Source organism: Acinetobacter sp. 22301 (assembly GCF_052045285.1).
In the GTDB taxonomy this organism is placed as follows: Bacteria; Pseudomonadota; Gammaproteobacteria; order Pseudomonadales; family Moraxellaceae; genus Acinetobacter; species Acinetobacter pittii.
The window spans coordinates 21516-46206 of record NZ_JBQEOR010000010.1 but is presented as its reverse complement, the minus strand read 5'-3'; the positions used below and the strand labels follow the sequence as shown (position 1 = coordinate 46206).

28 protein-coding genes, 5 tRNA genes, 1 other RNA gene and 1 riboswitch are annotated in these 24691 nt (G+C 39.5%); of the genes, 17 read left to right on the top strand and 17 right to left on the bottom strand.

Translation table 11 applies throughout. The annotated features are described in order from the left end of the window. Positions 1 to 18: 18 nt before the first annotated feature. Positions 19 to 681, bottom strand: coding sequence for an elongation factor P hydroxylase (locus ACTJJH_RS14475; protein WP_440601334.1), 663 nt, complete (start codon positions 679 to 681; stop codon positions 19 to 21). Positions 682 to 777: 96 nt separating this feature from the next. Between ACTJJH_RS14475 and ACTJJH_RS14470 the strand changes: the two genes are divergently transcribed. The 6 genes from ACTJJH_RS14470 to lysM all read left to right on the top strand — a co-directional run bounded on the left by ACTJJH_RS14470 (position 778) and on the right by lysM (position 4448). Continuing rightward, positions 778 to 1338: a YceD family protein gene (locus tag ACTJJH_RS14470; protein WP_002120393.1), complete on the top strand. Its 561-nt coding sequence runs from the start codon at positions 778 to 780 to the stop codon at positions 1336 to 1338. A gap of 74 nt (positions 1339 to 1412) precedes the next feature. After that, complete coding sequence (gene rpmF, locus ACTJJH_RS14465; RefSeq protein ID WP_000290730.1) at positions 1413 to 1598, top strand: 50S ribosomal protein L32; 186 nt, start codon at positions 1413 to 1415, stop codon at positions 1596 to 1598. 151 nt (positions 1599 to 1749) lie between these two features. Next, entirely contained in the window at positions 1750 to 2736 is a 987-nt protein-coding gene (fabD, locus tag ACTJJH_RS14460) for an ACP S-malonyltransferase (RefSeq protein ID WP_002120357.1), read from the top strand. After that, positions 2733 to 3467 (top strand): 3-oxoacyl-ACP reductase FabG, encoded by a 735-nt coding sequence (fabG, locus tag ACTJJH_RS14455; protein ID WP_002120395.1) that lies wholly within the window; start codon positions 2733 to 2735, stop codon positions 3465 to 3467. The genes fabD and fabG overlap by 4 nt, the downstream gene beginning before the upstream one ends. 84 nt (positions 3468 to 3551) lie before the next feature. Next, positions 3552 to 3788: an acyl carrier protein gene (gene acpP / locus ACTJJH_RS14450; RefSeq protein WP_001279871.1), complete on the top strand. Its 237-nt coding sequence runs from the start codon at positions 3552 to 3554 to the stop codon at positions 3786 to 3788. A gap of 186 nt (positions 3789 to 3974) precedes the next feature. Next, positions 3975 to 4448, top strand: a complete 474-nt coding sequence (gene lysM, locus ACTJJH_RS14445; protein WP_002120434.1) for a peptidoglycan-binding protein LysM — start codon at positions 3975 to 3977, stop codon at positions 4446 to 4448. A 44-nt stretch (positions 4449 to 4492) separates the two neighbouring features. Here the strand turns inward: lysM and ACTJJH_RS14440 are convergent, their stop codons facing one another. After that, positions 4493 to 5260, bottom strand: coding sequence for a hydroxymethylpyrimidine/phosphomethylpyrimidine kinase (locus ACTJJH_RS14440; RefSeq protein WP_016144494.1), 768 nt, complete (start codon positions 5258 to 5260; stop codon positions 4493 to 4495). A 97-nt stretch (positions 5261 to 5357) separates the two neighbouring features. Here ACTJJH_RS14440 and ACTJJH_RS14435 point away from each other — a divergent pair, with 97 nt between their 5' ends. After that, entirely contained in the window at positions 5358 to 6032 is a 675-nt protein-coding gene (locus ACTJJH_RS14435; protein ID WP_002120346.1) for an HAD-IA family hydrolase, read from the top strand. A gap of 58 nt (positions 6033 to 6090) precedes the next feature. Here the strand turns inward: ACTJJH_RS14435 and ribB are convergent, their stop codons facing one another. Further along, positions 6091 to 6750, bottom strand: a complete 660-nt coding sequence (gene ribB / locus ACTJJH_RS14430) for a 3,4-dihydroxy-2-butanone-4-phosphate synthase (protein ID WP_238517120.1) — start codon at positions 6748 to 6750, stop codon at positions 6091 to 6093. A 90-nt stretch (positions 6751 to 6840) separates the two neighbouring features. Beyond that, a riboswitch (FMN riboswitch) is annotated at positions 6841 to 6991 on the bottom strand. 176 nt (positions 6992 to 7167) lie between these two features. On the opposite strand from ribB, the gene ACTJJH_RS14425 reads away from it, so the two are divergent. Together ACTJJH_RS14425 and ACTJJH_RS14420 are read left to right on the top strand one after the other, a co-directional pair. Continuing rightward, positions 7168 to 8952: a DUF2157 domain-containing protein gene (locus ACTJJH_RS14425; RefSeq protein WP_440601333.1), complete on the top strand. Its 1785-nt coding sequence runs from the start codon at positions 7168 to 7170 to the stop codon at positions 8950 to 8952. Beyond that, the gene (locus ACTJJH_RS14420; RefSeq protein ID WP_068526700.1) at positions 8949 to 9509 is read left to right on the top strand and encodes a GDYXXLXY domain-containing protein; all 561 of its coding nucleotides are present in this window, start codon (positions 8949 to 8951) and stop codon (positions 9507 to 9509) included. The genes ACTJJH_RS14425 and ACTJJH_RS14420 overlap by 4 nt, the downstream gene beginning before the upstream one ends. Positions 9510 to 9554: 45 nt before the next feature. Here ACTJJH_RS14420 and panD read toward each other — a convergent pair whose 3' ends face one another. From panD to ACTJJH_RS14365, 11 genes are all read right to left on the bottom strand, one after another. Continuing rightward, positions 9555 to 9935 (bottom strand): aspartate 1-decarboxylase, encoded by a 381-nt coding sequence (gene panD, locus ACTJJH_RS14415; RefSeq protein WP_002120296.1) that lies wholly within the window; start codon positions 9933 to 9935, stop codon positions 9555 to 9557. Between the two features lie 131 nt (positions 9936 to 10066). Continuing rightward, complete coding sequence (gene pth, locus ACTJJH_RS14410) at positions 10067 to 10648, bottom strand: aminoacyl-tRNA hydrolase (protein ID WP_440601332.1); 582 nt, start codon at positions 10646 to 10648, stop codon at positions 10067 to 10069. 20 nt (positions 10649 to 10668) lie between these two features. Beyond that, the gene (gene rplY, locus ACTJJH_RS14405) at positions 10669 to 10965 is read right to left on the bottom strand and encodes a 50S ribosomal protein L25 (RefSeq protein ID WP_002120443.1); all 297 of its coding nucleotides are present in this window, start codon (positions 10963 to 10965) and stop codon (positions 10669 to 10671) included. Positions 10966 to 11061: 96 nt separating this feature from the next. Further along, on the bottom strand, positions 11062 to 12012 hold the full coding sequence (locus ACTJJH_RS14400) for a ribose-phosphate pyrophosphokinase (RefSeq protein WP_002120445.1): 951 nt from the start codon (positions 12010 to 12012) through the stop codon (positions 11062 to 11064). Positions 12013 to 12048: 36 nt separating this feature from the next. Then, a tRNA-Gln gene (locus ACTJJH_RS14395) sits at positions 12049 to 12123 on the bottom strand. Between the two features lie 91 nt (positions 12124 to 12214). After that, positions 12215 to 12289, bottom strand: a tRNA-Gln gene (locus ACTJJH_RS14390). A gap of 20 nt (positions 12290 to 12309) precedes the next feature. Beyond that, positions 12310 to 12384: transfer RNA gene (locus ACTJJH_RS14385), tRNA-Gln, on the bottom strand. A 26-nt stretch (positions 12385 to 12410) separates the two neighbouring features. Continuing rightward, positions 12411 to 12485: transfer RNA gene (locus tag ACTJJH_RS14380), tRNA-Gln, on the bottom strand. Continuing rightward, positions 12484 to 13317, bottom strand: coding sequence for a 4-(cytidine 5'-diphospho)-2-C-methyl-D-erythritol kinase (ispE, locus tag ACTJJH_RS14375; RefSeq protein WP_440601331.1), 834 nt, complete (start codon positions 13315 to 13317; stop codon positions 12484 to 12486). The genes ACTJJH_RS14380 and ispE overlap by 2 nt, the downstream gene beginning before the upstream one ends. Before the next feature lie 18 nt (positions 13318 to 13335). Then, positions 13336 to 13914, bottom strand: a complete 579-nt coding sequence (gene lolB / locus ACTJJH_RS14370; protein ID WP_440601330.1) for a lipoprotein insertase outer membrane protein LolB — start codon at positions 13912 to 13914, stop codon at positions 13336 to 13338. 4 nt (positions 13915 to 13918) lie between these two features. Continuing rightward, entirely contained in the window at positions 13919 to 15628 is a 1710-nt protein-coding gene (locus tag ACTJJH_RS14365; protein ID WP_440601351.1) for a tetratricopeptide repeat protein, read from the bottom strand. 88 nt (positions 15629 to 15716) lie between these two features. Between ACTJJH_RS14365 and hemA the strand changes: the two genes are divergently transcribed. After that, a complete protein-coding gene (gene hemA / locus ACTJJH_RS14360) occupies positions 15717 to 17000 on the top strand; it encodes a glutamyl-tRNA reductase (protein ID WP_440601329.1) in 1284 nt (427 codons plus the stop codon). On the opposite strand, the gene ACTJJH_RS14355 is transcribed toward hemA, so the two are convergent. Beyond that, positions 16997 to 18871 (bottom strand): DNA primase, encoded by a 1875-nt coding sequence (locus ACTJJH_RS14355; RefSeq protein ID WP_440601328.1) that lies wholly within the window; start codon positions 18869 to 18871, stop codon positions 16997 to 16999. The two genes, hemA and ACTJJH_RS14355, sit on opposite strands and share 4 nt — an antisense overlap. Before the next feature lie 157 nt (positions 18872 to 19028). Continuing rightward, complete coding sequence (locus tag ACTJJH_RS14350) at positions 19029 to 20180, bottom strand: outer membrane protein assembly factor BamD (protein WP_032038600.1); 1152 nt, start codon at positions 20178 to 20180, stop codon at positions 19029 to 19031. Between the two features lie 71 nt (positions 20181 to 20251). Here ACTJJH_RS14350 and rluD point away from each other — a divergent pair, with 71 nt between their 5' ends. The 3 genes from rluD (at position 20252) to ACTJJH_RS14335 (ending at position 22713) form a co-directional block, all read left to right on the top strand. Beyond that, on the top strand, positions 20252 to 21304 hold the full coding sequence (gene rluD / locus ACTJJH_RS14345; RefSeq protein ID WP_005075271.1) for a 23S rRNA pseudouridine(1911/1915/1917) synthase RluD: 1053 nt from the start codon (positions 20252 to 20254) through the stop codon (positions 21302 to 21304). A gap of 10 nt (positions 21305 to 21314) precedes the next feature. Further along, positions 21315 to 22052 carry a peptidoglycan editing factor PgeF gene (gene pgeF, locus ACTJJH_RS14340; RefSeq protein WP_320124574.1) on the top strand — a complete coding sequence of 246 codons (738 nt, stop codon included), beginning with the start codon at positions 21315 to 21317 and terminating at the stop codon, positions 22050 to 22052. Between the two features lie 109 nt (positions 22053 to 22161). Then, positions 22162 to 22713 carry a flavodoxin family protein gene (locus tag ACTJJH_RS14335; RefSeq protein ID WP_032038597.1) on the top strand — a complete coding sequence of 184 codons (552 nt, stop codon included), beginning with the start codon at positions 22162 to 22164 and terminating at the stop codon, positions 22711 to 22713. Between the two features lie 48 nt (positions 22714 to 22761). Here the strand turns inward: ACTJJH_RS14335 and smpB are convergent, their stop codons facing one another. After that, positions 22762 to 23238 (bottom strand): SsrA-binding protein SmpB, encoded by a 477-nt coding sequence (smpB, locus tag ACTJJH_RS14330; protein WP_002120348.1) that lies wholly within the window; start codon positions 23236 to 23238, stop codon positions 22762 to 22764. Between the two features lie 134 nt (positions 23239 to 23372). Between smpB and coaD the strand changes: the two genes are divergently transcribed. From coaD to ACTJJH_RS14310, 4 genes are all read left to right on the top strand, one after another. After that, positions 23373 to 23864 (top strand): pantetheine-phosphate adenylyltransferase, encoded by a 492-nt coding sequence (gene coaD / locus ACTJJH_RS14325; protein WP_005070938.1) that lies wholly within the window; start codon positions 23373 to 23375, stop codon positions 23862 to 23864. 1 nt (position 23865) lies between these two features. Continuing rightward, a complete protein-coding gene (locus tag ACTJJH_RS14320) occupies positions 23866 to 24129 on the top strand; it encodes a YfhL family 4Fe-4S dicluster ferredoxin (RefSeq protein ID WP_005070936.1) in 264 nt (87 codons plus the stop codon). Between the two features lie 27 nt (positions 24130 to 24156). After that, positions 24157 to 24512, top strand: an RNA gene (rnpB, locus tag ACTJJH_RS14315) — RNase P RNA component class A. Positions 24513 to 24576: 64 nt separating this feature from the next. After that, positions 24577 to 24653, top strand: a tRNA-Met gene (locus tag ACTJJH_RS14310). Positions 24654 to 24691: the final 38 nt, after the last annotated feature.

Genomic DNA, 24691 nt, shown 5'->3' with positions numbered 1-24691 from the left:
ACGTAGCTTTTTTGTCAATTAATCAAGGAGTTCACGTTTAAATTCATTTAATTGTAAGGGTGTACCCGAACGTGTACATTGGCAAATAAAACCAATAAATGCTGCTGCATCACGTGGCAACTTAGCTTCACCCGAAAAGTAACGTTGCACTTGAGCATAAACGTTATCTTTAAATAGTTTGCCATCACCGCTATCACCTGTAAGGTTATCGAGTGAAACTCTAAATTTTCGGCCAAAAGATTGCGCAAATAACCATTCAATTGCTTGTGGCTTAATTTCTACTTGTTCAAATAAACTTTGCTGTTCTTGGGTGCGACCATCAGGTGCATACCAATAACCTAAATCTGATAATAGACGTCTTTTTTCACCAGCAATAGTCCAGTGACTAATTTCATGCAAAGCACTATTAAAGAAACCGTGAGCAAATTGGATCTTGGCTGGTTCTTTATTTGCCGCTGGAAAATATTCAGGTTCAAAATCGCCACGAACTAATGTCACATTATGGTGGGAAAACCAGTGATTAAAGTGTAAAATAAGCCAATCAACTTGCTCAGACTCCGATTTTGAGCTTGACCATGGTGAGAGTTGCACTAGGTCAGGTACAAGAGTGTTCTGATGAGTTGAATGGGTGCAAACGAGTAATGAAGTGTTAACTTCAGGTTGCGGCTGCAACAGGTGCATTGCTTAATTTACCCCGAGTTCTGTCTAAAGAAGTGCAAAATTGTATCTTAATCTTTGACAGAGTACCGATGAATTTGTAGAATTGCCGCCTTAATTATGTCAGCAAATACCTTTCCGGCACAGATTGAGCCGTTTAAATGGGCTGAACAAGGCTTTACATGGTCAGGTCAACTGCCCTTGTCTCGCTTTGCTCGTATCGCTCGTGAAGCTGTTGGATCAATTGATAACCAATTGATCAACATAGACTGTAAGCTATCAATGGATGCATATCATCGCATTGTGTGGATGGACGGTCACATGGACACGAAAGTTCCAATGGAGTGCCAACGTTGTTTGGAACCTGTTGAAATGCCTCTTGTCTTAGACTTCCATATTGCATTAGTGGATGATGAGTCACTGATAGAGCGCTTGGATGAGGATGCTGATTTCATCGTTTTAGGTGAAAGTGAGTCTTCGACGAAAGGCGATTATGATACGCCTGCCTCGATTAACTTACTCGCATTACTAGAAGATGAACTGTTATTGTTGATGCCTTTATCTCCCAAGCATGATGCTTGTGAACATAAACATCAACCTACCATTCAGAATGTTGTCGAAGAAAAACGGGATAATCCGTTTGATGTTTTGGCAGGTTTGAAGGGTAAACTTAACTCATAATTTGTGTTATAATTGTGAGATAAGACAACTGAATTTGTTCTGATCCATTTTTTCGATCTTTGTAAGGAGCCATCATGGCCGTTCAGCAAAACCGTAAAAGTCGCTCTCGCCGTGACATGCGCCGTTCACATGACGCTTTAACCGAGAATGCATTAACAGTAGACCAAGCAACTGGTGAAACTCATCGTCGTCACCACGTGACTAAAGACGGTTTCTACCGTGGTCGTCAATTATTCGCTAAAGCAGCTGATGCTGAATAATTGCATGATATGCATTAAGCGTGATGCTTAAGTATAGAAAAAATGGGAGCGAAAGCTCCCTTTTTTTGTTGTTTTTCGCAATTATAAATATATAAATAACATGTTAAATTTCCGCTCCAGAAATGAGTGAAAACCCAAAAAAGGATTTCTTATGTCTGCTAAACGTCTTGAACAAGTAGCTTTAGCCACAAAAACTGCATTTGTGTTTCCTGGTCAAGGTTCACAAAAAGTCGGTATGCTTGCTGAACTAGCAGAACAGTTTAGTGGGGTCGGGCAAACTTTTGCAGAAGCTTCAGATGCTCTTGGATTTGATCTTTGGCATATTGCGCAAAGTGGCGAAGGTCTCGACCAAACAGAAAATACCCAACCTGTGTTATTAACTGCCAGTATCGCTTTATGGCGTGTATGGCTTGATTTAGGTGGTCTGGCACCTAAATACCTTGCAGGACATTCACTAGGTGAATACAGTGCATTGGTAGCTGCAGGCTCTATGAGCTTGGCAGATGCAGTTAAATTAGTTAACTTGCGTGGCAAGCTCATGCAAAGTGCTGTACCTCAGGGTCAAGGGGCTATGGCTGCAATCCTTGGTTTGGCTGATGAAAAAGTGGTTGAACTTTGTCAAACCGTGAGTGCGTCAGGTGAAGGTTCTGTAGAAGCTGCAAACTATAATTCACAAGGTCAAGTTGTGATTGCAGGAAGTACAGCTTCTGTACAAGAAGTTATGGCTTTGGCAAAAGAGCAGTCAGCTAAAGCAATTGCTTTACCAGTGTCAGTTCCTTCTCATTGTTCGTTGATGAAACCTGCCGCTGAGAAATTTGCAGAAGCTTTGGAACAAACTGCCATTGAGCTACCTACCATTCCTGTAATACAAAATGTCAACGCGGGAATAGCTACCGATGTTGCTCAATTGCGTCAGGCATTAACTGCACAATTGTACCAATCAGTACAATGGACACGTACCATGCAGTCTCTACAAGACCAAGGTATTCAATACATTGTTGAGTGTGGTCCAGGTACAGTATTGAGTAACCTCGCAAAGCGTTTACCAAATATTGAAAAAGCTTTTTCTATTGATAGTAAGAGCAAAATGGAAGATGCCCTAAATGCTGTTTTAGTGGCAGAAGGAAAAATTGCATGACACAAGAACGCAAAGTTGCATTAGTAACGGGCGCGAGTCGGGGTATTGGCGCTGCCATTGCCCAGCAACTTATTCAAGACGGTTATTTTGTTGTAGGTACTGCGACTTCTGAATCTGGTGCACAAAAATTAAGTGATAGCTTTGGTGAACAAGGTGCAGGTTTGGCGCTCGACGTGCGTAATCTCGATGAGATTGAAGCAGTCGTTTCTCATATTGAACAGAACTATGGTCCTGTACTTGTTCTAGTTAACAATGCAGGTATTACGAAAGACAATTTGTTGCTTCGTATGTCTGAAGATGATTGGGATGACATTCTCAACATTCACCTTAAAGCAGTTTATCGTTTATCTAAACGTGTGCTTAAGGGTATGACGAAGGCACGTTTTGGTCGAATTATTAATATCAGTTCTGTTGTAGCTCACTTTGCAAACCCAGGCCAAGCGAACTATTCTGCTGCTAAAGCAGGTATTGAAGCATTCAGCCGTAGCCTTGCAAAAGAGATGGGTAGCCGCCAAATTACTGTAAACAGTGTGGCGCCAGGTTTTATTGCAACAGAAATGACAGATGCACTTAGTGAAGACATTCGCAAAAAAATGAGTGATCAAGTGGCTTTAAATCGCTTAGGTGAGCCACAAGATATCGCAAATGCGGTGAGTTTCCTTGCAAGTGATAAAGCAGGTTACATTACCGGTACGGTATTACATGTAAATGGTGGTTTATACATGGCCTAACGCCGATGTATAAACTTTTAAAAATTTTTATATTCAATTAAACTAGTGGCAAATTAAACGCCACAAGCAATGAGGAGAATTCCTGTGAGCGATATCGAACAACGCGTTAAACAAGCGGTTGCAGAACAACTTGGTCTTAAAGCTGAAGAGATTAAAAACGAAGCATCTTTTATGGATGACTTAGGTGCTGACTCTTTAGATTTAGTTGAACTTGTTATGTCTTTCGAAAACGACTTCGACATCACTATCCCTGATGAAGATTCTAACGAAATCACTACAGTTCAATCTGCAATTGACTATGTAACTAAAAAACTTGGTTAATTCGCATATTGCTGAATAAAAAGAAGGCCACCGTAAGGTGGCTTTTTTTATTTTAGAAAAAATTTAAGAGATACATATTTTTACAAGATCAACCTCAATTGATAGCAGAGGTATAACTTTTTTGAAGTATAACAATAAAGGTCAGTTTAATGACTTTACTATAAACAATAATATGAGGACTAAAAGATGGGTCTTTTTGATTTTGTAAAAGGTATTGGCAAGAAAAATACCGCACCAGCAGAACCACAACCAGCTCCAGCAACACCAGCAGAACCTTCTGCACAAGAAGTTGCAAATAAATTATTAGGTTTAATTAAAAGTTTGGGCTTAGGGGTAGAAGGCTTATCTGTAACCTATAACGGTACTACTGATACCGCAATTATTAAAGGGCAGGTAAAAAGCCAAGCAGATAAAGAGAAAATTATTCTTATTGTTGGAAACATTGATCATGTGGCTCAAGTAGATGACCAGATGACAGTGGCAACTCCTGAACCGGAAAGTAAATTTTATACCGTGAAATCAGGTGACAACCTTTCAAAAATTGCGAAAGAAGTTTACGGCGATGCAAATCAATATCCAAAAATCTTTGAAGCAAATAAACCAATGTTAAAAGATCCTGATGAGATTTTCCCAGGACAAGTTTTACGTATTCCTCAATAATTAAGATTAATAAAAAAGGCGCTTTAAGCGCCTTTTTTGTGCTTTTAAAAACGCTTTGGAATCTTTTGTCCGTTTGGTACAGGGGTGTCTGCATTTTTTAAAACACCGAATAACCATGTTTCAGCATGCTGTACTGCAATTTTTAAAGAATCACCTAAAGCTAAACGGCCAGCGATAAAGCTAGCTAAAGAACAACCTGAGCCGTGATATTCACCTTCAAGGCGAGGACAGCTACTACTCGCTGCTAGTTCACCATCGATATATAAACTATTTTTAATATGATCTGGTGTATCTTCATGTCCACCTTTCACTAGAACAGCTTTAGCACCCATTTCAAAAAGCTTTTGAGTGGCTTGATCTAAATCAGTAATACCTGTTAGAGCACGTAATTCAACGGTATTTGGAGTAATAATTGTGGCTAGAGGAATAAGTTCAACGAACGCTTTAACGAGAGTTGCCTGATCACCTAAAGAGCCGCCACTGTTTGCGACTAAAACAGGATCAAGTACATATTGATAGTCAGGATGAGCACGTAAAAATTCAGCTAGTGCCGCAATATTATCTGTCGTGCCAAGCATGCCTGACTTAACACATTTAATGGGTAAGTCACCTACAACTGCATTTGCTTGTGCTAATAAGAGTTCTTTTGAGGTTGCTTCGAAGCCAAATACTTGTTGTGAGTTCTGAATGGTGAGGGCAGTACATGCAATTGCTGCATGGGCACCACTTTGTCCAATTGCTTCGATATCGGCTTGTAAACCTGCACCACCTGAAGGGTCTAAACCCGAGAAACAAAGTACGGTTGGACGCACGGTTATTTCCTTTTCAATTTAAAATTACGTTAGTATAAGAGAGTTTGATTAAACTCTCGACCAATTGAATTAAATACTTTACTGGGTTAATGATTGAATGGCTATAAAACATATTTTGATTGATTTAGATGGAACCTTAACAGACCCAAAAGTTGGAATCCATACTTCAATTCGCTATGCAATGGAGAAATTAGGCTATCCATTGGCTGCCGATTTAGATATTGACTGGACAATTGGCCCACCATTAAAGCCATCACTCGCAAAATTATTAGCTACTCAAGATGATGCTTTAGCTGAACAAGCTTTACTTGCTTATCGCGAGCGTTTTTCGGTGGTTGGCCTGTTCGAAAATGAAGTGTATCCATCTGTTGCCAAAACGCTTAGCGCTTTAAAAAAAGAAGGATATCGTTTATTTGTCGCAACTGCTAAACCAACGATTTATGCAAAACGTATCTTGGATCATTTTGAATTAAGTCAATACTTTGTACATATCTATGGGAGTGAGTTAACGGGTGAGCGGACTAATAAAGCTGACCTTATCCATTATATTTTGGAACATGAGCAATTAAACCCAGAAGAGTGTTTAATGGTCGGTGACCGCCAATATGACGTTTTGGGTGCTCGTCATAACGGTATTGAGGCGGTAGCGGTGACTTATGGTTACGGAACAGCAGAGGAACTTGCTCAAGCACAGCCAAAAGCAATGATTAAGCAGTTTTCTGAGCTTTTGGACTATGTTGAAGAACTGGCAGCACAAAAGAAAGTTTCTTAAATATTATTAAATTTTGATTTGAAGGTTTGGCTTTGATCTAAAGCCAAACCTTTTTTATTTAAATACCGTGTTGCTGGCGGTATTGAACAAGTTCTTCAATCGTAATCACCGTTAAGTGATGAGTTTGAGCATATGCTAAAACTTGAATGCCCGATGCCATCGTGCCATCTGGATTGGTTAATTCACATAACACACCAGCAGGTTTTAAACCGGCTAATCTTGCTAGATCAATTGTTCCCTCGGTATGACCTCGACGAGTAAGGACTCCACCATTACGTGCACGTAATGGGAAAACGTGACCCGGACGATTTAAGTCACTTGCAACAGCGCCATCTTTAATAGCAGTTTGAATAGTTGTTACACGGTCTTTAGCAGAAACACCAGTGGTAACGCCTTGAGCTGCCTCAATGGTCACTGTAAAAGCGGTATGAAACTGGCTCGAGTTTTGAGAAACCATTGGTGGTAGTTCTAGATGGTCTGCTAGCTCTTCTGTAAGGCATAAACATACAATCCCTGAACCATCACGAATCATACGTGCCATTGTTTCTACCGTTAAAGTTTCGGCTGCAACAATTAAATCTGCTTCATTTTCGCGATCAAAGTCGTCCATAACCAAGACAGGCTTGCCTTGATGGATATCTTCTAATGCTTGTTGAATGCGTTGCTCAGCAGGAGAGAGGGCTGAGAAAAAAAGTTCTGGTTGAATTAAGCTAGACATAATGAAACGCTCTCGTAAAAATACGGTTGAACATTTCAGGACTGATGTAAAAACAGGCTGGCACTGAAATAAAACGGATTTATCCCAGTTCGTCGTCTTCTTTCATCCGGACTATACCGTCGGCTTTGGAGTTTCACCAAATCTGCTCAAATTACACAATTTAAGCTCGTGGGCTTGTTAATCTATTTATAAAAATTAACTTTACCACCGGTGGGGAATTGCACCCCGCCCTGAAGCGATGGGTTTTATTATAGCGCGCTTGATAGAATTGGCTAGATGCTTTTATAGAATGCTAAGTTTCTTTATGAATAAGCATTTTCATAAATCGAAATAGGCTTTTTAACAAGAGCTTACTTGTTGATATGAAAATGGAATGCTATGTTTTTTATAGAAAATTATAAATAAAATAGGTGTTTCATGCAGATAAGAGACTATTATCCTCTAACCAATAGTTCATTTATTCAGCATCTCCATATTTTCAGTTATGTATTTATGGCAGTAAGTATTCTGTATTTAATTGCTGCCAACTGGTTTATGCTTCCAAACAGTATTCAACTCGCGATCCCGCCCGTTATATTAGTTGTCACAGCTTGGTTCAGCATAAAAGATACATTAAGTGATGGGGTTAGGCAGACCTTACATAGTGTTAGTGGTTTGATGATAGGTTTAAGCTTGGCTGTAATTGGACAGGTTTATCAAACTGGTGCAGACAGTTATTTGCTTTTTTTAATTTGGACATTACTTTTATTACCGTGGTTATATCGGCCGAATATTGGAATCTTTGCTTTAATTTGTATTACCAGCCAACTTACACTTTTTTTATTTTTTAAACAGACTTTCTGGTCTGAAAAGTTTCCTTATTTATATTTAATCGCTCTAAATCTATTAAGCCTTATTGAGTTTTGGGTATGTATAAAGAAATATCGTGCTTTAAGGTTTGTCTTTATCGCTTGGTTCGCCGTTATTTCGATTATTGGAATAATTCAATATTTATCGAATGAGAATATTCCTTATCTAATTTCTGCCTTCTTTTCCGGAATAGTCGTTTTTTATTATTTCTTCAAAAAAGATGATCAGCTATGTGCTAGTTTGATGGCAGCTGTTCTTGGTGTGACTGCAACGATATGGCTTGTAGATGGGATTAATAACCTATTTAAAGACTCTAATGAGTTCATATTTTTATTGATTGCAGGCATTATTTTTATTTGGTTTGCGCTGATCAGCTATCTTTTAATAAAAATTTTTCGTCAAAGCCGCTTTTATGTCATTCCATTGGCAATTGGTGCTTGGCTTGCTGGCTTGTCACTTGCAGCTTTTACGCTGGTGTTTTGGGAAGCTATTTCTTTAGTTATTGGAGTTGTTTTTGTTGGATTGGCGTTTATTCTTTTAAAGAAATCACAAAGCTATTTCTTTCGGCAATTTGCCTATTGTTTGTTTATCAGTGGGCAGATCGCTTTCTTGTTTCATCTTGGTTCAGAAACAGATCAAATTCTATGGGTTTTAATTGCACAGATTATTATTCTATGTATTAGTTATTTTCTTAAACCACATTGGTTCTTCATTTTAATTCAAATGCTTGCTACGTATGGCATAGCTTTTATCTATTTGCTACAACTGGACCATTCATTGTGGTCAATACATTCTACTCAGACTTATTTAAATTTAACTTTGCTCAGTTACTTGGTTTTTAGTTTGGTGCTCTTACCTAAGAGAGAATCAATAGCCCTATACGAGCGTAGTATTTTTTTATGCGTGCTGGTCGTAATTCTTGTAGCTTCTTTTTTCAATACTTTTATGGGGTTGGTACCAGAAAATTCGATAGATCAGCAGTTATGGGTTTTATATTTGCTACCTGTTGTCTGGTTACTTTGCTTTAGTGTTCTTCATTTATATCGACAACTTAAGGCACTCACTTTTTTCGCCTTTTTAATATTTGGTGTGTTACTTATTGTGTTGGGATATTTTGAAATTTTCATCCTGCTTATTATTTTAACGTGGGCATTAAAAAAGAAAGATTATATTGTGTATGGAGTGAGCTTAACTGTATTCGTTTTTGTGTTCTGGCAGCTCTATTACAACCTACAAATAACTTTTCTAGCTAAGAGTGCATCTATTTTTATTTCGGGTATTGTTTTGTTGGCTCTGTCTTGGTTACTTCAACGTGAAAATAAAAATGATCTTGTTAAAGGAGAGAAAGAATGAAAAAGTATTTTTCTCTTATTCTTGCATTAGCCACCATATTATTTTTTGCAGGTTTAGTGGCGAAAAATGAATGGCATTTGCACCATAGTAAAAGTATTTTCATTGAGCTTAAGCCAGTTGATCCTCGTTCAATTTTACAAGGTGACTATATGGCACTGGCTTATGAATTACATTTACAATCTCTTAAAGCTCTTGCAGGAAGTGAAGGTGAGGCTCTGGAACAGGTGATTTTTAATCGCTCTTCCGTTCCCGCAAAAGTTATTTTGGATTCACAAAATCGCGTAGTTCGTACCATTTTAGATATCAATAATTCATTTGCTGGGCAGAGGTTAATTTTAAAAAATCCTGAAAATCGTTTGCAGGCTTTATATCCTGCCTCTCGCAGTTTCTTGTTTGCAGAAGGCTTGGCCCAATGTTATGAAAAAGCCAAATATGCTGAATTTAAGGTAAATTCTAAAGGAGAGGCGATATTGTTCGAATTACGAGGAGAGCAGCTTCAACCATTAAATTGTGAAAAACAAAAGAACTGGTGGGAAGGAACTATTAAGGATTTATAAAATAATAAAAGCCCGTCAATGCGGGCTTTTTATTCTTAAAATAAATTAGGCAACTTGAACAGGAATGCAATTCGCTGTGTGGTTGACTGTATTATTTGGATTAGCATATACCAAACGTGGTTTATGAATATTTGCTTCAGCTTCAGTAAAATCACCAAATGTAGCAATAATTACTAAATCGCCAACGTCTGCTTGATGTGCAGCACCGCCGTTTACTGAAATAATTCCAGAGTTATCTTCACCACGAATCGCATAAGTTGTGAAGCGTTTGCCATTGGTTACATTCCAAACATGAATTTCTTCATATTCACGAATACCAGCTAAGTCCATCAATACGCCATCAATTGCACAAGAACCTTCATAGTGAAGTTCAGCATGGGTTACAACTGCACGGTGAATTTTGCATTTTAATAAACGAGATAGCATGGCTAGCGTCTCCTGAGTAGACCTAAGATATAGATCTTATGGTGAAATCTTTAGCTTTTGCGGTTGGCAAAGTGGCTGATGCGCATTTTGCTCCTAAAAAAGCAAGATAGCAAGCATGATTGTTCAACAATTTAAGTGGGTTTATATGCATTAATTTGATTCATGGCCTGTGGAACTTGTCCTTGAACAAGTAGCTTCATTTTAGAAAGGGCATGATCAATTGCTGCATCCATCAGACTTTGTTCACTACTTGGTGCTTTTCCAAGTACGTGACCTGAAACTTTCTCTTTCGAGCCAGGATGTCCGATACCAATACGTAAACGGTGAAAATTTGGACCAATATGAGGGACAATGTCACGTAAACCGTTATGACCACCGTGTCCACCGCCTGTTTTAAGACGAATTACACCAGGGTTCATGTCAAGTTCATCATGAGCAATCAAAATTGCTTCGGGAGCAATTTGATAAAATTTTGCAAATGGAACTACACTTTGTCCAGAACGGTTCATAAATGTAGTGGGTAGAAGTAGACGGACATCGTGCCCTTCTATATTACCACGTCCACTGATTCCGTGAAATTTCGGATCATTTTTTAATGTAATGCCATATTTGTCTGCAAGCTGTTCAATGAACCAAAAACCTGCATTATGGCGGGTTTGGGCATATTCTGAACCAGGATTGCCCAAACCAACAATTAGCGAAATATTTGACACTAATCTACGCCTTTAAACACTTATGCGCGTTTGAAGTCAGCGTGCATAGGAGTGTTTTTAGATGGGTGACGTTGTAACGCTTGGATTTTAACGTTTTCAACTTTGTCGCCCACTTTGATTTCTACAACTTCTTCAAAGAAAGCATTGCTTTCTAAAGCTTTTACAAGCTCACGAAGTTCTAAAGTAACAGTTACAGGCTCAGCGTTGCCACCATAAATGATAGCTGGAATTAAAGCTTCGCGACGAAGGCGGCGGCTCGCACCTTTCCCTTGTTTGTCTTCAGCACGCGCTTGAGCGTTTAATACGAAGTTTGCCATGAGTAAATCCTCATTAAAGTTTAAAAGACTAAACTTGCGACCAGTTTAGTGATAGAAAACCCCAGCCAAGGCTAGGGTTTATAAAAAGCTGCAATATTATAAACTATCGAACATTGCACTGATAGACTCTTCGTTATTAATACGACGAATCGTTTCAGCAACCATGCTAGCAACAGAAACCTGACGGATCTTGCCTAAGGTCAATGCTTCTTCAGAAAGAGGAATGGTATCAGTCACAACCAGTTCATCAATAACTGAATTACGTAAGTTTTCAATAGCCTTACCTGATAGTACAGGGTGAGTTGCGTATGCAACTACACGACGTGCACCAAATTGCTTAAGCGCATCAGCTGCTTTACACAATGTACCAGCAGTATCGACCATATCGTCTACGATAACGCAATCACGATCTTTTACGTCACCAATTAAGTGCATAACTTGCGACTCATTGGCTTTTTGACGACGTTTATCAATAATTGCTAAATCGATGTCACCCATCTGTTTGGCAACAGCACGAGCACGTACTACACCACCAACGTCAGGAGAAACCACCATAAGGTTGTCATGTTGTTGTTGACGTAAGTCAGCAAGCAAAGCAGGAGTACCGTAGATGTTGTCGACTGGAATATCGAAGAAACCTTGAATTTGGTCAGCATGTAAGTCGATCATCACGACACGGTCAATACCAACAGTGGTAAGCATGTCTGCGACAACTTTAGCTGTAATCGGCACACGTGCAGAACGTGGACGACGGTCTTGGCGAGCATAACCAAAATAAGGGATAACAGCGGTAATACGACCAGCACTTGCACGACGCAAAGCATCTGCCATAACCAAGATTTCCATAAGGTTATCATTGGTAGGGGCACAAGTAGGCTGAACGATAAATACGTCTTTACCACGAACATTTTCAGTAATTTCTACTGAAATTTCTCCATCAGAAAAGTGACCGACTGATGCAGCACCTAGAGGGATATGTAAGTGACTTACGACTTTTTGAGCGAACTGTGGATGAGCATTTCCACTAAAAACGACAAGATTGGGCATGAAGCACCCTTGGCGGTTGGTATGTAATGAAATAGATGGCAGGGGCGGCTGGATTCGAACCAACGGATGCCGAGATCAAAACCCGGTGCCTTACCACTTGGCGACGCCCCTAATGCGGCAGAACTTTAATATTTTTGCAATGCAATGTCAAGATTAATCAACAAAAAGCATAGCAATTAAGTCTATCTTTAAAATAAGAGAATGGCAGGGGCGGCTGGATTCGAACCAACGGATGCCGAGATCAAAACCCGGTGCCTTACCACTTGGCGACGCCCCTAAATTCGATGATATATATGATGGCAGGGGCGGCTGGATTCGAACCAACGGATGCCGAGATCAAAACCCGGTGCCTTACCACTTGGCGACGCCCCTAATATAATCATCATTACAGGTGAGGTTGGCAGGGGCGGCTGGATTCGAACCAACGGATGCCGAGATCAAAACCCGGTGCCTTACCACTTGGCGACGCCCCTAACGTGTAACCTTAAAATGATTAAGAGGAGATTCTTTTAAGCTATTTACCAAGTAAGATTTACATGGCGAATGCTTAAGAATTTCATCAATATTCATTTCATTCGTTACTTCAATAAAAACACAAGCACCTGTACCTGTAAGCTTTGCTTGACCAAACTGATCTAAATATTGCATTGCTTCTTCTACTTCAGGGTATAACTGCCGAGCCAGTGGCTCAAAGTTATTTCCAAAATTAGAAGGTTCTAACTGATAGGCGCAAAATTTAGTGGTCTTAGAGTCTCTTGTCAATGTTTTTTGTGAAAAAAGCAATTGAGTGCTGATAAAACAATCAGGTTTTAAAATAATGAACTGTTTTTGATCTAAGTCTATGAATGATAAATGTTCACCGATGCCTTCAGCCCATGCATTTTTACCATAAATAAAAATTGGAACATCAGCACCGAGCTTTACACCGTAGTCCGCAAGTTGTTCTTGCTCTAGGCCACATTCCCATAATTGATTTAACACAATAAGCGTTGTGGCGGCATTAGATGAACCGCCGCCTAGACCCGCACCCATTGGAATATTTTTTTCAATTTTGATGTGCAAACCACAAAATTTTTTTGCATGTGGTTTTAGTATTTGAGCTGCCCGATAAATCAAGTTTTCTTCAGGTCGAACTTCATTCAATCCATCAATTTCGATTTCTTCGCCCAAAGTCGGTGTAAATATCATCCAATCATATAAATCAATCAGTTGGAAAATGGTTTGTAACTCATGGTAACCATTTTCACGTCGGCCTGTAATATGTAAAAACAGGTTGAGCTTAGCAGGGGAAGGAACTCGAATCATAGATTTATATAATTAGACTTAGCGATTTTGGATGACCATTGTAATACGGTTTTCTTTATCTTCAGCAAGAGCTTGCTTTAAAACCAGTTTGTTCGGCAAAGTTTGCTCACCATCGTAACTGAAATTAACCATCCAGCCATCTTCAACCAGTTGGCTCACTCGATTTGCAGCATCTTTCGTAATTTGAGCATTTAGCGTTGCTGGTTTTGCTAAAATCCAGCTCGTTAAGTGTGTAATTGGTGCTTGCCAACCCGTTGCTCGCTCTAAAAGTTCTTCTGGAGAGGCTGCGCTAATAAGTCCTGTTTTAGAGCTGTTTAAAGTTACTTCGCCCGGTTTACCCTGAATTTGGGTTTTTCCAACGCCTAAAATACCGCTTAACTCGATATCAAAATTATCTTGCTGTTGAAGCCAGGTAAAAAAAGCACTACCGGTTTGCTGTGGTGTACGAACCCCTATCTTACCTTGCAAATTAAAGTGTTTTTCGTCTTGAACTTGTTGGGTAACCGCAGGTTTTGGTTGAGTAAAATGCTGACAACCGGTTAGAAATAATACACTTGATCCACAGATCGCTGTGCACAGTTGGGCAAATTTGCTCATATATTTAACTCTTTTTTGCAGATGTAGGTAAAATTAACGCATCAAGCTGTTGTAATTGTGGATCATTGGCATGTTTTTGTTTAAGTTGTTGTAACACTGCGCTAAATTGCGTGAGTGACCCTTGCATATACAAAGCTTTAGCATAACGAACGCCAATATTTATATTATGGCTAAGTTCATACGCTTTGCCTAAGGCTTCCGCCGCAGCTTCATAATCGTTCTGTAAAAATGCAATATAACCTAGCGTATCAAGAATTGAGGCCTGTTCAGGCGCATATTCTAATGCTTGCTCTGCATACTGACGTGCTTCTTTTAAACGACGGTTTTGCAGTGCCAGTGTATAAGCATATGCATTTAGATACGTTGGGCTGTTGGGCTCAAGTTGTAATAATTGTTTTAAGGTTTTGTCCAGCTTGTCACGGTCCGTATATGGATCAAGTAATAAAACTTCCGCATAAATCAGTTCTGGGTCGTCGGGTAGGTTTTTAATTGCTTCATCTAATAGATTTAGTGCAGCTTTTTTATTGCCCATTTTCTTTAAGATTTCAGCTTGGGCTTGATATAAGAAACTTGCATGTTGAGGATAATTTACTCGTTCTTGAGTAAGGAACCGTAAAGCATCGTGTAAATTTTCTTGTTTATCATATATTGTGATCAAGTTTCGTCTAGATACCACATATAAACTGCCATCAACTAAACGATAGTATGCTTTTGCAGTTTCATAATGCTGTTTACGCTCCGCATTAATAGCTAAGTAGTAATACGCTTCATTTTGATATTTTGCCGAGTTTCGTAGGTCAACAAGATATTGTTCCGCTTTGTCATATTGCTTTAAATCAATACTTGTTAAGCCTGCAATAAATAAGGCTTCTTCAGCTTTAGGGTTAGTTTCTATAATCTTTTCAAGTTTTTCTAACGCAAGCTGAGATTGGTTAATTTGTATGAGATAGCGGATTTCAGCTAATCGAATATCTAAATTTTTCTTATTTTTACGACTCGACTTTGCATACCATTTAAGCGCACCTTCTTGATCGCTGAGAGCAATAAGTAAGTTTGCTTTCATTAAAATAAAGCTCGTTACTTTAGGACGTCGACGTAATGCTTTGTTAATGTTAGTTAGCGCAGTTTGTAATTGACCATTTTGAGCTTCTAAATTGGCGATGAGTGCCAAAATAGAAGGATTATCTTTTTCTGCGCTAGAACGTAAAGCTGTTAATAGTACTTCTCGATCTTGCGCATTTTCTGGAGCAATGCTGGCTAAAATTTGTTCTAAATCGGCAGTGGGATCTATCTTTAAAATTTTATCTAATGTCTCAGCAGCAAGCTGATATTCGTGCGTTTTTAAAGCAATATGTGACAAATAAAATAAAGCTGGTACATCTTTAGGTTCTTGAGCTACCCAGTGTGTAGCAATATTTAAAGCAGCTTGTAAATCATTATATTCAAGTGCAACGTCTAAAGCTCTCTGCTTAATTGATGTAGAGTTGCTTTTAATTGCGAGCACTGTGTAATTATGCAAAGCGTTTGGAATATCGTCATAAGCTAGAGCAAATTCAGCGACCATCGTTTGCTCTAGGGCCTGATCAAATGAATGCACGGCATAGGTCTCTTGCACAGGACGTGCATAGACATACGAGGACATGCTACCTAACAACAAGAATGTGGTAGAATACTGTCTTATCGAAGCACCGTTAAAATTAATACGGCTATTCATTTGACGCAATTTTTATTGATCCAAAGTAATGCTTTTTATGACACCGATGTTGCACAATAGCATAAATTTAGCGAAATGATGATCTGATATGTCTTTCTTTGCATTGGGTGTCAACCATCAAACAGCTTCTGTAGAACTCCGCGAACAAATTGCTTTCAATGCAGAGCGATTAAGTCGTTTGCTTGCCGAACAACGCCATCACCAAAGCCTAAAGGATTTGGTGGTCGTCTCGACCTGTAACCGTACAGAAGTTTATGCCATGGCTGAAAACGCCGAAAGCCTTCTAAAATGGTTAGCCGATGCCAATAATATTGATGTAAAGCAGTTAATTCATCATGTTTATCGTTACGAGAACACGCAGGCCATTACACATTTAATGCGAGTGGCGAGTGGTCTAGACTCTCTCATGCTTGGTGAGCCACAAATTTTAGGGCAGGTTAAAAGTGCTTTGGCATTGTCTAAAGAAGCTCAAACGGTCTCTCCTGAATTAAATAGTGTTTTTGAATACGCTTTCTATGCAGCTAAACGGGTACGTTCCGAAACAGCGGTAGGTAGTCATGCTGTTTCAATGGGTTATGCAGTTGCACAACTGGCCTTACAGGTTTTTAGTAAGCCTGAAAAGCTTACCGTAATGGTTGTTGCTGCGGGTGAAATGAATAGCTTGGTTGCTAAGCATTTGGCTGAAATGGGTGTCGCGAAGATTATTATTTGCAATCGTAGCCGTGAGCGTGCTGACCAGCTGGCTCAGGAGATTGCACATCAGGTTGAAGTTGAAATTATTGAGTTTTCAGCATTAGCAGAGAATTTATATCGTGCTGATGTTGTGTCGAGTTGTACTGGAAGTTTATATCAAGTTATTGCTTATTCTGATGTTAAGGCCGCATTAAAAAAACGCCGCTACCAACAAATGTTAATGGTTGATTTGGCGGTACCACGTGATATAGATCCTAAAGTTGAAGCACTTGATGGGGTCTATTTATATGGTGTTGATGATTTACAAAGTGTGATTGATGAGAACCTTGCTCAACGTCGTCAGGCGGCTGTTGAAGCAGAGGTCATGGTTAATCAATTAGCTACTCAGCTTATTACGCATCAAAAGGTTAAAGAGGCGGGTAGTACAATTCATGCTTACCGCCAACACAGTGAAGAAATTAGTCAACAAGAGCTTACACATGCACTAGAAGCTTTGCATCATGGTGAGAATGCCGAACAGGTGTTACAGCAATTTGCACACCGTTTGACGCAAAAGCTTATACATCCTACATCGATATTGCTACGTGAAGCCGCCAAAGCAGAAAATCCTGATTATTTTGAATGGTTACAACAGCATTTACAGGATGTATTTGATCATGAGCGTAAGCCAAAACATTAAGACAACAGCTTTAAGCTAATTTGTTTTGTTAATTCATTCAATTGTTGTCTTAGATTTCTTGATTCAATTAAAGAAATCGGTGATTTCAGTTTTTGACGTAAATATCTTTCTTGCAGACTTAATGAATATTCTTTAGCTAACTTGTCAGCTACTTCAGGAGCCTGTGTTAATGCTTGAATATTGGTTCTTTGCATAATATCGGCGATTTCATGACAGTAACTACTACAAGCACCAAGCACATAATAAGTTGCCAGCTCTTGGTCATCTGGTAAATCATCAAAAATACGGTTTAAGATTGCCAGTACTTTGGCTAATAATTCATCTTGGTGAATATAAGCCCGTAATCCTTCAAAGTGAATATAAAGAAAAGGATGATGCATTAAAATTGCAATCGCAAAGTCTTCATCTTTTGTATGGATGTTAAATGAGAGCGAGGCATCGTGGCTGATTTGTGGAGTAAAACGTTTACCTAATCCGAGTTTTTCACGGAAAGATTGAGTAAGTAAGTAACGGAAAGAACCTTGTTTAGGCAATAACTCGGTGAGCTCTCTGAGTTCACCCATGACTAAACTTTTCCCTTCAGGTGTACTGATATCGTGTTGACCTGTTAAGTGCGCAAACACGAAATCGGACAGAAGAGGGGCTTGTTGTAATAGTTTTTGGAAATTTTCGAGTCCTTCTCGACGGATGAGAGAGTCGGGATCGTGATCATTCGGTAGAACAAAAAATTTGAGTTCACGACCATCATTGAGAAGGGGTAAAGCAATTTCTAAAGTTCTGCGCGCAGCTTTTTGACCTGCTGCATCGCCATCAAAAGCAATCGTAATACGACTATTTTGTTTAAATAAAATATTAAGGTGTTCAGTATTACTTGCAGTCCCTAAAGTTGCCACAGCTCCGGTAATGCCATATTGCTGAAGCGCAATGACATCCATATAGCCTTCAACCATTAACCAATCGCTAGATTTAAGCTTTCTACCTTCATAAAGTCCATAAAGTAGCTGATTTTTATGAAAGACTTCTGAGTCTGGCGAGTTAATGTACTTAGGTTTGATTTCATCATTTAAAGCACGCCCACCAAAACCAACCACTCGGCCTTTAGGGTCGCGAATTGGGAAAATGACGCGGTTACGTAACAAATCAAAATCACGCCCATTATCACTTGAGCGAATAAGTCCAAGTTGTTTTAATCCGTCAATGTCATAAGGAAAGGCTTTTTCTAGATGTTGCCAGTCTTCTGGAGCATAGCCTAAGCGCCAAAATTGAATAGTCTGATTGGTTAGTCCACGCTGTTTAAAGTAATTTTTAGCTTTCTGACTTGTTGGTAATTGTTGCTCATAGAATTGAGCAACATTTTCCAGTAAGTCATATAAATTACCTTCTTGAACGGGTTCATCAAAGCTAAATGGCTGTTCGAACTGAGCAAAAGGGTCATCAAAAAATACGGGTTCAAGCGTGTTGTAGCTTTCATCACTTGGTTGTTGTGGAGTTACAGGCTCTGCCGCATTTGTTTTAGTAACGGGTGGCTGTGGCTTTGTAACCTGACGGGTATAAGATAGTTTTTTATTCTCAGTATTATCTTTAGGTAATTCAATTCCGGTACTGCTCGATAATTCTTTCATTACCTCAATAAAGTTTCGGTTATCAATATCCATAAGAAAACGGATTGCATTTCCGTTAGCCTGACAACCAAAGCAGTGATAATACTGTTTGTCACGGTAGACATGGAATGATGGCGTTTTTTCTTGATGAAAAGGGCAACAGCCGGAATATGTACGTCCGGTCTTTTTCAGTTTCACACGTTGACCAATCAGATCGACAATATCTGTGCGATCTAGAATTTGATCAATCGTATGCTGTGGAATTGCCATAATTCAGATAACCGTATTAAAACTTGATGAGACAGTGAGTCAGAATATTCTGACATGATGAATCGAGATATGCCCAATAAATATTTTAATATTTTATAAAAACAAACAGGCAAGTGATATCACTTGCCTGTTTGTTGATGTTTTTTAAAGCTTAAACTTATTGAGCAGCCCCATCCGCACCTTGTGTTGCCTCATCATTTGAAGCTTCAGTAGAGGTTACAGCTGGTGCAACAGTTGTATTTTCTGCTGCTTGTGACTCAGGTTTGTCTAATAAACCGAAGCTTAAACGGTTTGTCCAACTACGTTCAGACTTGGGAGCTTCAACAGGTGTTTGTTCTGGTGCTTCAGTTTCTTCTTTATCTGAATTACCAATTAAACCAAAACTAACACGGTTGAGGAAACCACGTTTTGGAGCTTCTGCTTCAGTTGTGCTCTCTGGCGTTGCAGCAGTCGATTCACGACCGAAAATACCTAAAGTTGCACGGTTGATCCAGTTACCTTCTTTACGAGCAGCACGCATGTTAACTGTGCCGTCTTTTTTCACAAGGTTTGGATAATTAAGCTTTAAAACTTCAATATATTGTTGGGAAGTAGCTTTATCACCTAACTTGTCATAGCTATATGCCAAAGTGGCTAAAGCTTCTGGAATTTGAGGTGTTTGTGGATAGTGTTCAATCACCCATTGCGAACGTTCTGCAGCGGCGATCCAAGCTTTACGTTTAACGTTGAAGCGAGCAGCAGTCATTTCATTTTCGGCAAGTTCTTGCCCAATGAATTTCATACGCTGAGCAGCATCGACAGAATATTGGCTACTTGGGAAACGACGAATTAAATCAACAAAGTTTTGATACGCAACTTTTAAATAACTCACATCACGATGTGACTGTTGTAAAGAGGTATAACGCATCAAACTGTCGTAGTTTTGCTCCATATTGGCAACAGCACGAACATAATAAGCATAATCCACATTTGGATGTTGAGGATTTAAACGAATAAAACGTTCTGCTAAGGCAATCGCGCCTTCATAATCTTTTTGTTTAAATTTCGAATATAGAAGTTCAAGTTGTGCTTGTTGAGCGTATTGTCCAGTCGGATAATAAGTATCGATTGCCTCTAAGGACTTGGTCGCATCAAGATATTGACCACGGTCAAGCGACTTTTGGGCCTTTTCGAAGTAAGCTTGTTCACTAGATTGAGGGCCAGTATCGACCACTTCTTTTTTACTTGGATTGCTGCTACAGCCCACAAATGCAGACGCTACGCCTAAAGATAAGGCAAGCATCGTAATTTTATAACGTGGTAGCGACATAAAAACTCCTCTGTTATGTTGGGCAATGAGCTACAATTGCGCTATTAAACCACTTTTATCTCAATGATCAAATGACTTCAGCACAATCTTCAAACACAAACTTCTCTGAAACCGACTTCAATTTACTTGAAGATTCTGAGGATGCAGATAACCATACTTCTGATACAACTGCAACACGTTTATCGTTGCAAGTTCAGCTAGATGAAACCTATCTGGGACAACGTATCGATCAGGTAGCAGCCTTGGTATGGAGCGAGTTTTCACGTGAAAAGCTCAAGCAATGGTTGAAGGATGGCCATCTGTTGGTGAATGGTAACATTGTCAAGCCTAAGCACCGTTGTGAAGGAACAGAGCTACTTACGCTTGAAGTAGAGCTTGAAGCTCAGACAACGAGTCAACCTGAAAATATTCCACTTAATATTGTCTATGAAGACGATGATATTTTAGTCATTAATAAGCCAGTAGGCATGGTGGTACATCCAGGAGCAGGCAATAGTTCTGGAACTTTAGTGAATGCTTTGCTTTACCATTTCCCAAAATTGGCAGAACTTTCGCGCGCTGGTTTAGTACACCGTATTGATAAAGATACCAGCGGTTTACTGGTTGTTGCAAAAAGCCTAGAAGCTCAATTTTCTTTAAGTAAACAGTTGGCAAATAAAACGGTTTACCGTGTATATGACTTGGTTGTTTATGGAAATATTATTGCTGGCGGTACGATTGATGAACCAATCAAACGCCACCCAGTTGACCGTGTGAAAATGGCAATTTTACCGGGTGGACGAGATGCAGTAACTCACTACAATGTAAAAGAACGTTTTAAAGATTTTACCCGTGTACAAGCTCGTCTTGAAACAGGACGAACACATCAGATCCGTGTACATTTTAGTTACATTGGTTATGGCTTGATTGGCGATCAGGTTTATATGAACCGTGTACGTGTGCCAGCTGGTGCATCTGAGTTGCTCATTGAAACTTTACGTGGTTTTAAACGTCAGGCATTGCACGCAGCGAAATTGGGCTTGAAACACCCTCGTACTGGTGAAGAAATGCTGTTTGAAGCGCCGTGGCCTGAAGATTTTACACATTTAGTGAATGTGTTGCGTTCAGAAAACGCTGCATATTAAGGACGTGCATATGGAATTTGTTCAAGGTTTACCTCAAGGCGTATTTGTAGGGCAGACACGTGTTCAACATCCTTTGGCATTACCAACGGATCAACTTGAATTATCTGGCTTTAATTTGGCTTTACATGTCAAAGATGAGGCACAACGTGTTCAACAGCATCGAATGATATTGTTAGATGAGTTTGCGCAATTTGGTGTTAAAAAAATGACATGGATGACCCAAACGCATAGTACGATTTGCCATACTGTAAATGAACAAATTCCCTTTAAAGCTTTAATTGGTGATGGTTTAGTTACTCAAACGAAAGGTCATGCTTTAATGATGATGACGGCCGATTGCTTACCTGTCGTGTTGGGAAATGCCGAAGGCAGTGAAGTTGCTAATTTGCATGCGGGGTGGCGTGGTTTAGCAGGTGGCATTATTGAAAATACAGTTACAGCTATGCAAAATCCTCCAACTTGGGCATGGTTAGGAGCTGCAATCAGTCAACCTTGTTTTGAAATTGGGGCTGAAGTAAAAGCTGCCTTTTGTGATAAATATCCAGAATTGGAAGTAGCTTTTGTTGAGGGCGTGGCTCCAAATAAATTTCATGCAGACTTATATGCGATTGCTCGCTTTATTTTGCAAAGTCTAGGTGTGCAAAAAGTCTTAGGTGGAGATCAATGTTCTTATCAACAGGGTGATGAGTATTTTTCTTATCGTCGTGATGCGAAGACAGGACGTATGGCTACGTTTGTTTTTATGTAAGTTTTGATAACTTCCTTAAATGGCTCTCTTATTTCATATTTATAGATGAAGGTTTAGCAAGTGTTAATAAAATGATAAAATAGAAAAAATCGCTCAAAATTTTAATCTTATGTCTTTGCCTGAAAAACATCTCTCTATTGTCTACCACAGTCCATATGGTCATACCGCGAAGGTAGCTTCCGCTATTGCTGCTGGTGCAGAGGTGATGGGTATAAAAGTACATTTAATGAATATTGAACATATTGATTGGGATGCGCTTGATGCATCGCACGGTATTATTTTTGGTTCGCCTACTTATATGGGAAGTATGACCGCTGACTTTAAAAAGTTTATGGACAGTACTTCTAAACGTTGGAAAGAGCGTTTGTGGCAAGGGAAGCTTGCAGCTGGATTTGCAAACTCAGGTGGGTTGAGTGGCGATAAACTGGCGGTATTACAACAATTAAATATTTTTGCGATGCAACATGGCATGCTTTGGTCAGGTTTACCTTTAATGACGACTGGGCATAGTGAAAAAGATTTAAACCGATTATCGAGTTGTTTAGGTTTAATGACACAGTCAGATAATGCACCTGTTGAAATTACTCCTCCACAAGGTGATTTAGATACAGCTAAATGGTTTGGCGAATATATTGCTGGACTCTTATATAGATTAAATTAATAAATTCCGCGATATAAAAAAGCCTCTAAAAAGAGGCTTTTTATTTAATTACTTATGAAATATACGAGCTTTATCACGCTGCCAATCGCGATCTTTTTCAGTCGCACGTTTGTCGTGAAGCTGTTTACCTTTCACCAGAGCAATTTCAAGTTTAACCAAGTGACCTTTCCAATAACATGCTAAAGGAACACATGAGTAACCTTTTTGGTTCACTGAACCTGTTAGCTTTTCTAGTTCTCGGCGTGATAATAATAATTTACGTGTACGTGTAGCTTCAGGTACTACATGAGTAGACGCCGAAAGGAGCGGTTGAATTTGTGCACCAAATAAAAACGCTTCACCATTCTTAAAAATGACATAACTTTCTGTCAAACTCATGCGACCAGCACGTAAAGACTTTACTTCCCAGCCGAGTAAAGACATACCAGCTTCAAATTTTTCTTCGATAAAATAATCATGGCGGGCACGTTTGTTTTGTGCGATGGTTCCGCCATTATGTTTTTTCACTACTGTCGCTTTCGCCATAATTCAAACTTCCACAATTATGCCTATTGTGCCGTAAACTGATGCTAAGGTGAAGTTTTTCCTGCACGTCAATATTTCGCCTCATGTATAACTTTTGCTAAAATAGGTTCACAATACAATTAGAGTACTAGCGGATGTCTAAAACGCGTGTAATTTATCCTGGAACATTTGACCCCATCACGAATGGACACGTTGATTTAGTTACTAGAGCATCAAGAATGTTTGATGAGGTTGTAGTAGCAATTGCAATTGGACATCATAAAAACCCTTTGTTCAGTCTAGAAGAGAGAGTTGAACTGGCCCAAACATCACTCAGCCATTTATCAAATGTTGAATTTGTAGGCTTTGATGGTCTACTGGTTAATTTTTTCAAAGAGCAAAAGGCAACAGCAGTACTTCGTGGTTTAAGAGCAGTTTCTGATTTTGAATATGAATTTCAACTTGCCAATATGAACCGTCAACTTGACCCACATTTTGAAGCAGTATTTTTAACACCATCTGAGCAGTATTCATTTATTTCTTCGACATTAATTCGGGAAATTGCTCGTTTAAAAGGGGATGTAACCAAGTTTGTTCCGCAAGCTGTGGTTGAGGCCTTTGAACGTAAACATCAACAAGGTTGGTAAAGTGTCGTTATATATCACCGATGAATGCATAAACTGTGATGTTTGTGAACCAGTTTGCCCAAATGAAGCTATTTTCATGGGTGAAGTGATTTATGAAATTCATCCAGATTTATGCACTGAATGCGTTGGTCATCATGACCAGCCGCAATGTCAGTTATTTTGTCCAGTGGACTGTATTCCTAAAGATCCGCAGCATGTGGAGACGGAAGATGAGCTATTCGACAAATATAAAAAATTAATTGCTCAAAAAAGCACAAGCAATTAGTAAATAAATTTGTTAATATGCGCCCCTGAAGTGAGCTGGATGGTCGCTGCTGTGGAGGTCTTCGTGACTGAAGCAGGGGAGGAAAGTCCGGGCTTCATAGGGCAGGGTGCCAGGTAACGCCTGGGCGGTGAAAGCCGACGGAAAGTGCAGCAGAGAGTAGACCGCCTCATTCGTGAGGTAAGGGTGAAAGGGTGCGGTAAGAGCGCACCGCGTGTCTGGTAACAGTTCACGGCATGGTAAACCCCACCAGAAGCAAGACCAAATAGGAATCCTGAGGTACGGCCCGTACTGGATTCGGGTAGGTCGCTTGAGCGTATGAGTGATTGTACGCCTAGAGGAATGACCATCCTCGACAGAACCCGGCTTATAGGCTCACTTCACCTCATTTTATTTAAAATTTTTCTTGACGTGCGTTAAAGAAGTTAAGATAATGCGCGCACAGTTTTCGGCTATGTAGCTCAGTTGGTTAGAGCACCGCACTCATAATGCGGGGGTCACAAGTTCAAGTCTCGTCATAGCCACCATTTTATAGACCACGCTCCTGCGTGGTCTTTTTTTATGC

Bases quoted from the DNA above. Each gene is read 5' to 3' on its own strand.
- fabD (WP_002120357.1), top strand. From the start codon at position 1,750: ATGTCTGCTAAACGTCTTGAACAAGTAGCTTTAGCCACAAAAACTGCA.
- ACTJJH_RS14420 (WP_068526700.1), top strand. From the start codon at position 8,949: ATGAAAAAGTATTTTTCTCTTATTCTTGCATTAGCCACCATATTATTT.
- pgeF (WP_320124574.1), top strand. From the start codon at position 21,315: ATGGAATTTGTTCAAGGTTTACCTCAAGGCGTATTTGTAGGGCAGACA.
- smpB (WP_002120348.1), bottom strand. From the start codon at position 23,238: ATGGCGAAAGCGACAGTAGTGAAAAAACATAATGGCGGAACCATCGCA.
- panD (WP_002120296.1), bottom strand. From the start codon at position 9,935: ATGCTATCTCGTTTATTAAAATGCAAAATTCACCGTGCAGTTGTAACC.
- ACTJJH_RS14470 (WP_002120393.1), top strand. From the start codon at position 778: ATGTCAGCAAATACCTTTCCGGCACAGATTGAGCCGTTTAAATGGGCT.
- ispE (WP_440601331.1), bottom strand. From the start codon at position 13,317: ATGATTCGAGTTCCTTCCCCTGCTAAGCTCAACCTGTTTTTACATATT.
- ACTJJH_RS14475 (WP_440601334.1), bottom strand. From the start codon at position 681: ATGCACCTGTTGCAGCCGCAACCTGAAGTTAACACTTCATTACTCGTT.
- ribB (WP_238517120.1), bottom strand. From the start codon at position 6,750: ATGTCTAGCTTAATTCAACCAGAACTTTTTTTCTCAGCCCTCTCTCCT.
- coaD (WP_005070938.1), top strand. From the start codon at position 23,373: ATGTCTAAAACGCGTGTAATTTATCCTGGAACATTTGACCCCATCACG.
- lolB (WP_440601330.1), bottom strand. From the start codon at position 13,914: ATGAGCAAATTTGCCCAACTGTGCACAGCGATCTGTGGATCAAGTGTA.
- lysM (WP_002120434.1), top strand. From the start codon at position 3,975: ATGGGTCTTTTTGATTTTGTAAAAGGTATTGGCAAGAAAAATACCGCA.
- fabG (WP_002120395.1), top strand. From the start codon at position 2,733: ATGACACAAGAACGCAAAGTTGCATTAGTAACGGGCGCGAGTCGGGGT.
- ACTJJH_RS14435 (WP_002120346.1), top strand. From the start codon at position 5,358: ATGGCTATAAAACATATTTTGATTGATTTAGATGGAACCTTAACAGAC.
- ACTJJH_RS14355 (WP_440601328.1), bottom strand. From the start codon at position 18,871: ATGGCAATTCCACAGCATACGATTGATCAAATTCTAGATCGCACAGAT.
- ACTJJH_RS14365 (WP_440601351.1), bottom strand. From the start codon at position 15,628: ATGAATAGCCGTATTAATTTTAACGGTGCTTCGATAAGACAGTATTCT.
- ACTJJH_RS14335 (WP_032038597.1), top strand. From the start codon at position 22,162: ATGTCTTTGCCTGAAAAACATCTCTCTATTGTCTACCACAGTCCATAT.
- ACTJJH_RS14425 (WP_440601333.1), top strand. From the start codon at position 7,168: ATGCAGATAAGAGACTATTATCCTCTAACCAATAGTTCATTTATTCAG.
- hemA (WP_440601329.1), top strand. From the start codon at position 15,717: ATGTCTTTCTTTGCATTGGGTGTCAACCATCAAACAGCTTCTGTAGAA.
- ACTJJH_RS14350 (WP_032038600.1), bottom strand. From the start codon at position 20,180: ATGTCGCTACCACGTTATAAAATTACGATGCTTGCCTTATCTTTAGGC.
- rluD (WP_005075271.1), top strand. From the start codon at position 20,252: ATGACTTCAGCACAATCTTCAAACACAAACTTCTCTGAAACCGACTTC.
- rplY (WP_002120443.1), bottom strand. From the start codon at position 10,965: ATGGCAAACTTCGTATTAAACGCTCAAGCGCGTGCTGAAGACAAACAA.
- ACTJJH_RS14400 (WP_002120445.1), bottom strand. From the start codon at position 12,012: ATGCCCAATCTTGTCGTTTTTAGTGGAAATGCTCATCCACAGTTCGCT.
- rpmF (WP_000290730.1), top strand. From the start codon at position 1,413: ATGGCCGTTCAGCAAAACCGTAAAAGTCGCTCTCGCCGTGACATGCGC.